The 12429-nt window shown below is 70.2% G+C and carries 7 protein-coding genes and 1 other RNA gene; 2 read left to right on the top strand and 6 right to left on the bottom strand.

Features of this window, described 5'->3' with window-relative positions; genetic code table 11:
- Nucleotides 1-12 precede the first annotated feature (12 nt).
- A complete protein-coding gene (gene yicI, locus ACZ39I_RS35565; protein WP_467249027.1) occupies nt 13-2262 on the top strand; it encodes an alpha-xylosidase in 2250 nt (749 codons plus the stop codon).
- Nucleotides 2262-3266 (top strand): LacI family DNA-binding transcriptional regulator, encoded by a 1005-nt coding sequence (locus tag ACZ39I_RS35560; protein WP_467249026.1) that lies wholly within the window; start codon nt 2262-2264, stop codon nt 3264-3266. The genes yicI and ACZ39I_RS35560 overlap by 1 nt, the downstream gene beginning before the upstream one ends.
- A 342-nt stretch (nt 3267-3608) precedes the next feature.
- Here ACZ39I_RS35560 and ACZ39I_RS35555 read toward each other — a convergent pair whose 3' ends face one another.
- The 6 genes from ACZ39I_RS35555 to ftsX all read right to left on the bottom strand — a co-directional run bounded on the left by ACZ39I_RS35555 (nt 3609) and on the right by ftsX (nt 12397).
- Complete coding sequence (locus tag ACZ39I_RS35555; RefSeq protein ID WP_467249025.1) at nt 3609-4355, bottom strand: hypothetical protein; 747 nt, start codon at nt 4353-4355, stop codon at nt 3609-3611.
- Nucleotides 4352-8821, bottom strand: coding sequence for a ricin-type beta-trefoil lectin domain protein (locus ACZ39I_RS35550; RefSeq protein WP_467249024.1), 4470 nt, complete (start codon nt 8819-8821; stop codon nt 4352-4354). The genes ACZ39I_RS35555 and ACZ39I_RS35550 overlap by 4 nt, the downstream gene beginning before the upstream one ends.
- A 273-nt stretch (nt 8822-9094) precedes the next feature.
- Nucleotides 9095-9481: a transfer-messenger RNA gene (gene ssrA, locus ACZ39I_RS35545) on the bottom strand.
- A gap of 114 nt (nt 9482-9595) precedes the next feature.
- Nucleotides 9596-10138, bottom strand: coding sequence for an SsrA-binding protein SmpB (smpB, locus tag ACZ39I_RS35540; RefSeq protein WP_352391203.1), 543 nt, complete (start codon nt 10136-10138; stop codon nt 9596-9598).
- Nucleotides 10139-10238: 100 nt separating this feature from the next.
- Nucleotides 10239-11411: a S41 family peptidase gene (locus tag ACZ39I_RS35535; RefSeq protein WP_467249023.1), complete on the bottom strand. Its 1173-nt coding sequence runs from the start codon at nt 11409-11411 to the stop codon at nt 10239-10241.
- Nucleotides 11412-11479: 68 nt separating this feature from the next.
- The gene (gene ftsX / locus ACZ39I_RS35530) at nt 11480-12397 is read right to left on the bottom strand and encodes a permease-like cell division protein FtsX (protein WP_359433363.1); all 918 of its coding nucleotides are present in this window, start codon (nt 12395-12397) and stop codon (nt 11480-11482) included.
- Nucleotides 12398-12429: the final 32 nt, after the last annotated feature.

The raw sequence follows: 12429 nt of genomic DNA, 5'->3' as shown, positions 1-12429 counted from the left end.
GACCCCCCACAGATGAAGTTCACCGACGGCTACTGGCTGCTGCGCGAGGGCGTCACCGCCGCCCACCCGGCCCAGGTCCACGAGGTCGCCGCGACGGACGGCCGGCTGGACATCCTCGCGCCGACCCAGCCCATCCGCCGCCGCGGCGACCTGTTGAAGGGACCGGTCGTGACGATCAGCGCCCACGCCCCGATACCCGACGTCATCGGCGTCACCTTCACCCATTTCGAGGGGGAGCAGCCGCAGGGCCCCCAGTTCGAGGTGCGGAAGGAGGACGTCACGGCGCACACGGAGTACGACGAGGAGCACGCCACCCTCACCTCCGGCGCGCTGTCGGTCCGGGTGACCCGCACCGGCACCTGGCAGGTCGACTTCCTCGCGGGCGGCCGGCTGCTGACCGGCAGCGGCCCCAAGGGCATGGGGATCATGCGGGACGCCTCGGGCGCCCACTACCTGCGCGAGCAGCTGGGCCTCGGCGTGGGCACCTCGGTGTACGGTCTCGGCGAACGCTTCGGCCCGCTGGTGAAGAACGGCCAGGTCGTCGACATCTGGAACGCCGACGGCGGCACGGCCACCGAACAGGCCTACAAGAACGTCCCGTTCTACCTCACGGACGCGGGCTACGGCGTCTTCGTCGACCACCCGGGCAAGGTCTCCTTCGAGGTCGGCTCGGAAGCGGTCTCCCGGGTGCAGTTCAGCGCTGAAACGCAGGAGTTGACGTACTACGTCATCTACGGCCCGAGTCCGAAGGAGATCATCCGCAAGTACACGGCCCTCACCGGCCGCCCGGCCCTCCCGCCCGCCTGGTCCTTCGGCCTGTGGCTGTCGACGTCCTTCACGACGTCGTACGACGAGGAGACGGTGACGAGCTTCATCGAGGGCATGCGGGAGCGCGAACTCCCGCTGTCCGTCTTCCACTTCGACTGCTTCTGGATGCGCGAGTTCAACTGGTGCGACTTCCAGTGGGACCCGCGGGTCTTCCCCGACCCGGAGGGCATGCTCGCGCGGCTGCACGAGCGGGGCCTACGGGTCTCCGTGTGGATCAATCCGTACATCGCCCAGAGGTCCCCGCTGTTCGCGGAGGGCAAGGCGCTCGGCCATCTCCTCAGGCGCCCCGACGGGAGCGTCTGGCAGTGGGACCTGTGGCAGCCCGGCATGGCCCTGGTCGACTTCACCAGCCCGGCCGCCCGCGACTGGTACGCGTCCAAGCTGGAGGCGCTCCTCGCGCAGGGCGTGGACTGCTTCAAGACCGACTTCGGCGAGCGGGTCCCGCTGGACGTGGAGTGGTCCGACGGCTCCGACCCGGAGCGGATGCACAACTACTACACCTACCTCTACAACCAGACCGTCTTCGACGTGCTGCGCAAGCACCGCGGCGAGGAGGAGGCGGTGGTCTTCGCCCGCTCGGCGACCGCGGGCAGCCAGCAGTTCCCGGTGCACTGGGGCGGTGACTGCGAGGCGACCTACGAGTCGATGGCCGAGTCGCTGCGCGGCGGCCTGTCGCTGGGCCTGTCCGGCTTCGGCTTCTGGAGCCACGACATCGGCGGCTTCGAGGGCACCCCGACCCCGGCGCTGTTCAAGCGCTGGCTGGCCTTCGGACTCCTCTCCTCCCACAGCCGGCTGCACGGCAGTTCCTCCTACCGGGTGCCGTGGCTGTTCGACGAGGAGTCCGTGGACGTCCTGCGGCACTTCACCCGTCTCAAGCTGCAGCTCATGCCCTACCTCTACGAGGCCGCGCGCACCGCCCATGCCGAGGGCGTGCCGGTGATGCGCGCGATGGTCCTGGAGTTCCCGGACGATCCCGGGTGCGCGCACCTGGAACGGCAGTACATGCTCGGCTCCGACCTGCTGGTCGCGCCGGTGTTCAACGACGCGGGCGAGGTCTCCTACTACGTCCCGGAGGGCACCTGGACCCACTTCGTGACCGGCGAGACGGTGACCGGGCCGCGCTGGGTGCGCGAGAAGCACGACTTCCTCAGCGTGCCGCTGCTGGTCAGGCCGGGTGCAGTGGTCCCGGTCGGCGCGGTGGACGACCGGCCCGACTACGACCACGCCGACGGCGTGACCCTGCGGGCGTACGGCCTCGGGCGGGGCGAGCAGGTCACGGTACGGGTCGGCGGGGTCGCCTTCACCGTCGTACGCGAGGGGGACACGCTGCGGGCGTCGTGCTCCGACCCGTCGGCACCCTGGAGTCTGGCGGCCGCGGACAGGACGGCTCGGGCGCAGGCGGGCACCGGCTTCCTCTCGCTGGAGCTGGGCTGATGGTGAAGATCACGGACGTGGCGCGCCGGGCCGGGGTCTCCCCCAGCACCGTCTCCTACGCCCTCAGCGGCAAGCGCCCGATCTCCGAGGAGACCCGGCAGCGGGTCGAGGACGCCGTCCGCGAACTGGGCTACCGCCCGCACGCGGGCGCCCGCGCCCTGGCCGGCCGACGCTCCAACGTGCTCGCACTGGTCGTGCCCCTAAGGACCGGGATCCACGTCCCGACCGTGATGCAGTTCGCGGTGTCGGTGGTGACGACGGCCCGGCGGCACGACCACGACGTACTGCTGCTGACCCAGGAGGAGGGCGAGGACGGCCTGACCCGGGTCGCGGACACGGGGCTGGTCGACGCGCTGATCGTGATGGACGTCCAACTGGACGATCCCCGGCTGCCGTTGCTGCGGTCGCTGGACCTGCCGTCCGTGCTGATCGGCTTCCCGGCCGCCCCGGAGGGTCTGACCTGCGTCGACCTCGACTTCAGGGCGGCGGGCGAGGCGTGCGTGGAGCATCTGGCGCGGCTGGGTCACCGCTCGGTGGCCCTGGTCGGTTCCCCACCGGAGGTCTATGTCCGCCGCACGGCCTTCGCCCAACAGGTGGTGCAGGGCTTCACTGCTGCCGCGGACCGCAGCGGGATGTCGTCGGCCGTCCACCCCTGCGAACCGGGCGGCGCCCGCGCGGTGGCCGAGCAACTCCTGCGGGAACAGCCCGCGTTGACGGGCGTGGTCATCCACAACGAGGCTCTGCTGGAGCCGCTGCTCGACGCCTTCGAGCACCTCGGCCTACGCGTCCCGGCCGACCTGTCCCTCACCGCGATCTGCCCCGACGAACTCGCCGAGTCGGTCCGCGTCCCGATCACCTCGGTGGCCCTGCCGTCGGCGGAGCTGGGCGCGGGGGCGGTGGAGCTCCTGATGAAGAAACTGGCCGGAACGGCCGTCCCGGAGTCGACGTTGCTGTCGCCGCGGATGACGGAGCGGGCGAGTACGGGGTGGCGGACGGTTGCCTGACGCATCGGGAAGCCACACCTCCTCCTCGTACCGCAGTGCCGATCCCAGGGCCGTCAGTCGCCCGTAGTGCTCCGGCATGAGTGTCGCGCCGGACAGCGGTGGGCTCACTCGGTCAAGGCCTGTGCCACGGACCGTGTCGGCCGGTTCCGCGGTGGGGGGCGCCAGCCGCGGCGCATCTGGCCGGCCATCTGTCGCACAGGCCGGTGAGCGTCTCCATCCACCGCGTTCCCGAGCTGACACCGGTACGTCCTCCGGAGAAGAAGGACGGTCCGGCCTGGAATCCGAAGCGCTGCGAAGTCGTATACGCAGATTCCCGCGCCCCTTCGTCCCGCCCCGTTCGCTCTACAGTTCCCGGTCCCCCTGCCAGGTGACGGAGGTCAGTGCCTCCAGACCGCCATGGGCCACGCCCTTGTACGTCACCTTGCGGGCCGGGCCCAGCTCGTGCGCCACCCGGCGCGCAAGATCCGCCCCGACGTGGAACAGCCGCTGCCATACGGCGTCGTACTTGCCGTCCTCCCGGTCCCGCAGATCCCGGTTCATCGTGTCGTCGATGTCCTTCGCCCAGGTGTACAGAGCGGTGACAAGACCGTCGGACAGCGCCAGGCCGGCGGCGGGATCGTCGGGAAAGAAGTCCCCGAACCCCTCGGAGCGCAGGGGTCCGTACTTGAACTCACCCTCGACCGTGATGTCGACCGGGTGGGGCGGTGCGCCGTGGCGGTCGCGCTCCCAGTGCAGCCGGTCACAGCCCCAGCACAGCCACTTCATCGTGCGCTGGTGGGCGTCCCAGTAACGGACCGCCCAGGACGGGCCCAGGTGGCGGGCCAGTCGCCGGGCGACCCTCAGCCCCCGCCCGACATGCTCGCGCATGTCGAAGGGGGAGGCGGAACCCTCGGAAGGAGAGGACAGCGACCATGAACGCAGGTCCTCGGAGAGGTACGCGGGAAGGGCGAGAGCCGGATCCTCCAGTGGGATGTTGACGGAGAACGACGTGGTGTCCTCCTCCCACCAGCCGCCTACGGGCGGCTCGTACAGCGGGGATGGTTCGTGCCGGGCGTGCACGAGCACGTGTCGCGGTTCTTCCTGGGTCATACGGGGTTGGCTCCTACCACGAATCCGTTGTCGCCCACCGTAACCACCAGTCGCTGGGTCTTGCCCTGGAAGACGACCTCGAAGATCGGCCTGCCCTTGTCGGTACCGACCCTCGTGCCCTCGGTCAGGGTGGTCTTCAGCAGGGCCGGGATGTCCTCCACCCGCACTCCCTTGGTGGCGAACTCGCCCGCGTGCCGGAACACGACGTGGATCAGGCCCTTGTTGACGTCCCCCTTCTCCAGCCAGGCGAGGGGGACGCCAGGCTTGGCGTACTCCGCGACCCAGATCGTGTCCGCCCTGCTGAACTTCACGCCGGCGTCGTTGAGCCGCTCCAGCAGCTTGGGGTCGAGGGTGCCACGGGCGATCTTGGCCCGTTCCGCGACGCCGGCCGCAATACGCAGTCCCATGCCGGCCGCGCTGGTGGCGTCGCCGACCTGGAGGGCACCCTTCTCGCCGTAGAGCTTCTTCAGGTCCGCGAGAATCTGAGCGGCGTTCTCACCGGTCTTGATGGCCAACTCGGCACGGGCGGCGAGCTTGGCCGCCTCCGCCAGCTTCGTGGCGACCGATGTCGGCACGAACATGGCGGCGGCCCAGGCACAGCTGGACTTGTCGCCGTGGTAGCAGCGGGCGACGTCACCGAGAACGATCTCGTACAGGACTGCGCCGGCCTTCTCCCCGAAGAGGTTCTGCCAGCCGAGCCGGGTGATGTCGCCGAAGCTGAAGTGATGGGTCCAGTTCTGCGTCTGGTCCTTGAGCGTGTCCGATCCCAGGTAGAGCGTGTCCAGCTCGGGACAGCCGGACTGGGTGGCGGGGACATCGGGGTTGGTGCAGTAGTAGTAGCTGACCGCGAGATCGAGATGCAGCTCGTAGGTCACCGTGCAGCCCTGGGGCACGTAGTCGCACGTGTTGAGCTGCTTGGCCGGTCCCGCCTCGGTGACCTTGTCGACGACGTAGAAGGCACGGTCGACTCCGGTCACGGCGCCCGTCGTGACCTGGTCGTTCGCCTCCTTGCTCGCGGCTTCCTCGGCCGCCTGCTGCGCCGAATCCGCATACTTCTGCGCGTCCTTCGCCGCCTCTTCCGCCGCCGTCGCCTCGGCGTCCGCGCGGTCGGCCGCCGCGCGGGCGTCCTTCGCGGCCTGTTCGGCCTCGGCTGCCGCCGTGCGGGCGGCCTCCGCGTCCAGGGCCGCCTGGTCGGCGGAGGAGCGGGCGTCCACCGCGTAGGTCTCGGCCTGGTCGGCCGCCCGGTCGGCGGCCTCGGCATCCACGGTGGCCTGGCGGTCGTACTCCTTCGCGCGGGCCAGGGAGGCCTGGGCGTCCGCCGCGTACTGGGCTGCCTCGGCGGCGTAACCCAGCGCCTCCTTCGCCGACCTGCGGGCGTCCGCCGCGAACCCGGCGGCCTCCGCGGCCAGCGTGTACGCCGCCTTCGCATCGCCCGTCGCCGCTGCCGCGAGGCTCGCCGCCTGGGCCGCGTTCTTCTGCGCGTTGACCGCGTGCGCCTCGGCGACCGCCCGCTGCTGCTCGGCGATCGTCTTGGACGACTGGCCCGACAGGACGGCGAGGCCCGCCGCCGAGTCGGTGGTGACGTACGGCGCGCCGAGCTGGATCGCGTCGTTGGCGGGGGCGGCGACCTGCTGGGCCGCGTTGCCGGCGTCCTCCGCCGCCTGGGCGGTGGTGTAGGCGTGACCGGCGGCGTCGGCCGCGCCCGCGACCGCCTTGGCGGCCTCGGCCTTCGCCGCGTCGGCCTGCTTCATGGCGTCGGCGGCGTGCTTCTCGGCCTCGTCGGCCAGTTTCACAGCCGTACGAGCGGTTGCGGCGGACGCCTCGGACGCCTTGATGGCGTCGGCGGCCGCGCTGGTCGCCGTACGGACGGCCGCGTCGGCCCGCAGCTTGGCGGCCTGGGCCGCGTCCGCGTCAGAACGGGCCCGTCGGGCGGCGGCCTCCGCGCGGGTGGCGGCGGCGTCCGCGTCGGCCGCGGCCTGGGTCGCCGCGTCCGCCTCGGAGCGGGCCGAGCGTGCGGCCGACTCCGCGTCGTCGGCGGCCTTGTCCGCCTGGTCGGCGGCGGCGCGGGAGTCCGTGGCGTCCGACTCGGAGTCATGGGCCTCGGCGTAGGCGTCCTTGGCGTCGGCCTTGGCGCGGGCCGCGTTGGCCTGGCTCTCGGCGTCCCAGGCGTCGTCCCGCTTGCCCTTGGCCCGGTCCCGCGCGCCCTCGGCGTCCTGCCGCTTGGCACGGGCGGTGGACTCGGCGGTCTCCGCCCGGCCCTTGGCCTCCTGGGCGGGCTGCGCGTACCCCTGCGCGTTCTGCTTGTGCTGGGCGGCCTCGGCCTGCTTGGCGGCGGCGGTCTCCTTCTCCGCCTTCGCCGTCGCCGCCTCGGCCTCCGCCGCGAGCCGCTTGGCGTGCGCGTCGGCGGCCGCCGCCTTCGCGTCTGCCTCGGCCTTCTGCGTCTCGGCGAGCTTCGCCTTCGCGAAATCCCGGGCGGCCTTGGCGGTCTGCGCCTGCAGGGCGGCCGCGTCGGCGGCTGCCTTCGCCTGGGCCCGGGCCTCGTTCGCGGCCGCGGTACGGAAGGCGGCCTTCGACTGCGCGGCCTGCGTCAGCGCGCGGGCGGCGATGGTCGCACTGTCCCCGGCGGCTGCGCGGGTGGCCGAGTAGGCGGTGTCACCGGCCTTGGCGAGCGCGTCCAGCGCGGCCGCCGACGCCTTGGTGACCTGCGCCTTCTGCTGGCCGACGAGCAGGCCGCGGCCGCGCGGGGCACCCGCCTTGTCGGCGATGCCGTACGCCGCCGTCAGCGCGGTGTCCGACGTGGTGGCTGCCGTCTTCGCCGTCGTGGCCTGGGCCTTGAGCAGGTCGACCTGCTTCTTCGCCTCGGTCTGGGCGTCCGTGACGCCCTTCTTCGCCTTGTCGAACTCCGCCTTGGTCGGGTAGCCGAGGCGGTCGGCGCCCTGGTGCCCGGACGGAACGATGTCGAACTTCTGCGGGTCGGTGCCCTTGCAGTCCCACATCCGCGTGTCGCGCCCCTTGTCGTAGGCGGCGAGATCGAGGCAGTTGGCGGTGACCGGGTTGTACAGGCGTGTGGTCCCGTGGGTGTCGTACTGCCACTGCTGCGCGGGGCTGCCGTTGCACGTCCAGATCCTCAACGCGGTGCCGTTCGCGGAGTCGGCTCTGGGCACGTCCAGGCACTTGCCGGAGTTGTCGTGGACCAGGGCGTTGTCGCTGTCGCTGATCCGCCACTTCTGCCCGGCGCTGCCGTTGCAGGTGTAGATCTGGACCGGCGTGCCGTTGTCCGTCTTGTTGTTCCCGACTTCGAGGCACATGTTGGCCGCGCCATGGGCGTGGATGACCATGGGGCTGGCGCCGATCCAGCCGGGTCCGCCAGCCGACCAGTAGTCCTGCCAGCGGACCAGGTGGTCGGCGCGCCACGAGAGGCCGAGGAGTTCGCCGAGTGCCTTGGAGCCGGCGGCGAGGGCCTTGGTGGCGGCCTTGTTGGCGGTCAGGATCTGGTTGCGTGGGGTGGCCTGCGCGGCGATCTCCTGCTGCCACTCGGCGGAGGCCGCGGCGACCTCCTTGCCGAGCACCTTGTTCGGGTCGACCGGGGAGCTCCAGGCGCAGGAGGCGAACCGGCTCTTCAGGTCCTCGACCGCGATGCGGTACTCGACGCTGCCCGGCTCGGGCGCGGAGCGCGGGAAACCGCCGTACGACAGGAAGAGCCGGGCGTCGTCGGCTGCCATCGGCTCCGGGGACCAGTTCAGCAGGCGGTCGTAGGCCTGGTGCAACTCGTACCATTGATTCCAGTCGGGCGTGTTCGGGTCGAGTTCGCCGCCGTACAGCGGATCGCCCAGGTCCTTGACCGCCTTGACGGTGGCCTCGTCGGCCCTCGGGGTCAGGTCGCGGTAGAAGTCGCCCTCGTCCTTCCAGAACTGCTCCCAGATCCACTTGGAGATGCCGGTCTGCTGGAAGAAGTTGGGGCGGTCGTCATTGCTCGTCCCGGGCGGCCACTCGAAGTCGGCGACCGACTTGAAGCCGCCGGGTGTGGGCAGACCGGAGATCTCGAAATCACGGATGTGGTCGAAGAGCGCCGAGCCCTCCTTGTGGCTGGCGTCCCTGTCCTGCTCGTACGCCGTCGCCAGCGGAGTGTCGTTCCAGTACTCCCGGTTCGCCGCGGCGTGCAGTTTGTCCGGCGTCTGGTTCAGTCCGTCCTGGGCGACGCCGAACATGGCCGGGCCGCCCATCCGCAGCACTTCGCCCAGCCGGCACTGGTCCTCCCGGAGCTGTTCGGCGGCCTTGGCGTCGAAGCCGTCGTAGCTGTCGCCGGCGTCGGCCACGGAAGCCATGTCGTCGGCCGCGTACCGGCTGATCAGTTCGGGCTGTACGGCGACTGAGCCGATGAGGCCCACGGCGACCGCGGACGTCAGCAGCGGTGTCAGGAGCCTGGATCGCGTGCGGGCACGCGTGAAGAGCCGATATCTCGGCATGGTGGTTGTCCTCCCCGTGGCGACGGTGTTCCCCCGGTCGCCGGTGTACGCGCCCCATGGCGGAGTGGTCGGCTCCGTCCGGCGCGGCGCTCACCTTAGACACACGTGTCGGGTGCAGGACAAGAGTTTTGTGGGTTACATGTGGGAAACGTGTGAAGCCCGGGATGATCCGGACAGCCCCGTACAGGGCATGACGAAGGCCCCGCAGCCGTGAAGCTGCGGGGCCTTCGCCACTGTATTCAATTACAAACATGGGGTTGTCCCCGGAGGGACGAGTGGAGATGGCGGGAATCGAACCCGCGTCCAACGGTGCAGAACCAGGGCTTCTCCGTGTGCAGTTCGCTGCGATTTTCTCGGCCCCGGCGATCACGCGAACAAGTCGCCGACGGGCCCAGTCACTGTTTGGTTTCCCATCGAACCCCGTGACCGGGCTCGATGGTTTAGTCCCCTAAATTATGCCAGGATCCGGGTCGGGAACACTCCCGGGCTGACACCCGTTAGGGCCTTCGCTCACTGCTTATTAGGCAGCGAGGGCGAAGACGCGGGAATCGCTCTTGGAATTGGCGATTATTGGTTGCGGCATATGGTTTACGAGATCATTGCCGCTTCCTCGACACGCTTCCCCTGCCTCAACAGCCGCTGTCGAAACCGATCATCCCCATGTTGTGTTGTCAATCAGCACACCGACCGCGGCCGGTGTTGACTCCATCGTACGTGACCAACGCACGTCGATGCCACCGTATTCCCGGCGCCTCGGCGTCCCGGGCGCCCGGCCTACTGGCCCCGCTCCTTGCGCTTCACCGCCGCGATCGCGCGGTCCGACTCCCGCCGGTCCTGCTTCTCCCGCAGGGTCTGCCGCTTGTCGTACTCCTTCTTGCCTCGCGCGAGGGCGATCTCGGCCTTGGCCCTGCCGTTGGTGAAGTACAGGGCGAGGGGCACGATCGTGTGACCCGTCTCCTGGGCCTTCGTCTCCAGCTTGTCGATCTCCTCGCGGTGCAGCAGCAGCTTGCGCTTGCGGCGCGCGGAGTGGTTGGTCCAGCTGCCCTGGCTGTACTCGGGGATGTGGGCGTTGTGCAGCCACGCCTCACCGCCGTCGATCTGGACGAACCCGTCGGCCAGCGAGGTCCGCCCCTGGCGCAGCGACTTCACCTCGGTGCCGGTGAGCACGATCCCGGCCTCGTAGGTGTCGATGATCGCGTAGTCGTGCCGGGCCTTCTTGTTCTGGGCGACCAGCTTGCGCTTGCCCCCCTTCTCCCCGTCCTGCGCCTTGCCGCCCCCGCCACCCTGCTTCGGCTGGGACTCCTTCGGTACGTACATTCCCTTGCTCATAGTGCTGACCATTTTCGCACTAGGGAGGGGGGCCGGGGCCAGCCCTTAATCGAGCGGTGCGCAGACCACCCACACCAGGGGCGACCGCCTAGGCGCCCAGCCCCGCGATCACCGTCTCCGCCTGCTGAAGGGCCTGATCGTCCGTCTCCAGGTCAGGTGTGATCCCGCGCCCGTCGACGCCTCGCCCCGACGGAGTCCTGTAGTGCCCCACCGTCAGCTCGGCCACGGACCCGCCCGGCAGCGCGCTGGGCATCTGCACCGACCCCTTGCCGAACGTCCGCGACCCCACGACCACCGCCCGCCCCCGGTCCTGGAGGGCCCCGGTGAGAAGCTCGGCCGCGCTCATCGTCCCGCCGTCGACCAGCGCGACCAACGCCCGGCTCGTGTCCCCGCCGGGCTCGGCGTGCAGCGCCTGCTGCGATCCGTCGACGTCGTAGGTCGCCACCAGTCCCCCGTCGAGGAAGGCGGACGCCGTGGTGACGGCCTCGGTGACCAGCCCGCCGGAGTTCCCGCGCAGGTCGAGAATGATCCCGCCGCCGGCCGGGGCCTGCCGTACGGCGTCCCGGACCTCGTCCCCGACGCCCTTGGTGAACGAGTCGATCCTGATGACGGTGATCCCGCCGGCGAGTTCCCGAACGGCGACCGAGTCCGTGGACAGACGCGCACGCCGGACGGTCTGCGTCCACGCGCGTGTGCCGCGCTCGAGGCCGAGCCGGACCGCCGTACCGGCGGCCGCGTCCGTGGCGTCGCCGCGCAGTAAGGAGACCACCTCGGTGACCGGATGCCCGTCCACCCGCTCCCCGTCGACACTGCGCAGCCGGTCGCCCTCGCGGATCCCTGCGGCGGCCGCGGGCGAGTGGGAGCTCACCCTGGTGACCTCGATACGGCCGTCCCGCTCGCGCCGCGCCCACAGGCCGACGCCGGTGTACCGGCCGTCGAGGGCCTCCTCGAACTCCTCGTACTCGCCCCGGGAGTAGACGGCTCCCCAGCGGTCCCCGCTGCGGCTGACGGCACGCGCGGCGGCCTCCACGGGGGACGTGCCGTCGGCCATGGCCTCCTCGGCCGCCTCGGTCACGTCCTCGTGGTGACCCGCGGGGGCGGCCGAACGGGCCGCGTCCGACGAGGACTTGGCGTCGCCGCCGTCGGCCTCGGGGAAGGAGCCGGTCGCCGCGCCGGCCACCAGCACGCTCGCGAACACCAATGTCAGGGCGGCCCCCCGGCGGATGCGGCGGGGTTGACAGAACAGATCTCGGCCCGACATGCCGGTGAGTCTAGGACAACGCAAGAGGGCCGCACGGCCGGTTGACCGTACGGCCCTCTTGGCATGTGTCACACCTTCAGGTACTTGCGCAGCGCGAAGAACGCGGCCAACGCGGGCATCAGCACGCTCGCGGCGAGGATGAGCGGCAGCTTCGTCAGAACGGCGTCCCAGCCCACGAAGTTGATCAGATTGAGCTTGGAGGCCAGGGCCATGCCGTGATCGACGGTGAAGTACCGGCCGACGACCAGGAAGACACAGGCGAGCCCGCCGCCGATCGCGCCGGCGACGGCGGCCTCCATGATGAACGGCGCCTGGATGTAGAAGCCGGACGCGCCCACGAGCCGCATGATCCCGGTCTCCCGCCGACGGCTGAACGCCGAGACGCGCACCGTGTTGACGATCAGCAGCAGGGCGACGATCAGCATGAGCGCCATGACACCGAGCGCGGCCCGGTTCATCAGGTTCAGCATCGTGAACAGGTTGTCCAGGATGCCCTTCTGGTCCTGCACGGACTGCACGCCGTCCCGGCCGTTGAAGGCGGTCGCGATGACCTGGTACTTCTCCGGGTCCTTCAGCTTGATCCGGTACGACTCCTGCATCTGGTCCGGGGTGAGGGACGCGGCCAGCGGGGAGTCGCCGAACTGCTCCTTGTAGTGCTTGTACGCCTCGTCCTGCGACTCGTGGATGACCGTCTCGACGACCGACATCTTCTTCAGGTCGGAGAGGACGTCCTTCTTCTGGTCCTCGGTCACCGCGCCCTTGGCGCAGTTGGGGTCCGACTCGGCATCGCTCTTGTTGCAGAGGAAGATCGAGACGTTGACCTTGTCGTACCAGTAGCCCTTCATGGCGCCGACCTGGTCGCTCATCAGGAGCGATCCGCCGAACAGGGCGAGCGACAGGGCGACGGAGACGATGACCGCGAACGTCATCGTCAGGTTGCGACGGAGACCGACACCGATCTCGGAGAGTACGAACTGGGCGCGCATGGCGTCTTCTTCAGGCCTTTCCGGGGACTCTT

The organism is Streptomyces sp. NPDC024687, assembly GCF_055559055.1.
Note: the sequence above shows the minus strand (reverse complement) of the source record. Positions and strands in the feature narration are given on the sequence as shown.

Coding starts and splice junctions, on each gene's coding strand:
- yicI (WP_467249027.1), top strand. CDS start 13: ATGAAGTTCACCGACGGCTACTGGCTGCTGCGCGAGGGCGTCACCGCC.
- ACZ39I_RS35560 (WP_467249026.1), top strand. CDS start 2,262: ATGGTGAAGATCACGGACGTGGCGCGCCGGGCCGGGGTCTCCCCCAGC.
- ACZ39I_RS35555 (WP_467249025.1), bottom strand. CDS start 4,355: ATGACCCAGGAAGAACCGCGACACGTGCTCGTGCACGCCCGGCACGAA.
- ACZ39I_RS35550 (WP_467249024.1), bottom strand. CDS start 8,821: ATGCCGAGATATCGGCTCTTCACGCGTGCCCGCACGCGATCCAGGCTC.
- smpB (WP_352391203.1), bottom strand. CDS start 10,138: ATGTACGTACCGAAGGAGTCCCAGCCGAAGCAGGGTGGCGGGGGCGGC.
- ACZ39I_RS35535 (WP_467249023.1), bottom strand. CDS start 11,411: ATGTCGGGCCGAGATCTGTTCTGTCAACCCCGCCGCATCCGCCGGGGG.
- ftsX (WP_359433363.1), bottom strand. CDS start 12,397: ATGCGCGCCCAGTTCGTACTCTCCGAGATCGGTGTCGGTCTCCGTCGC.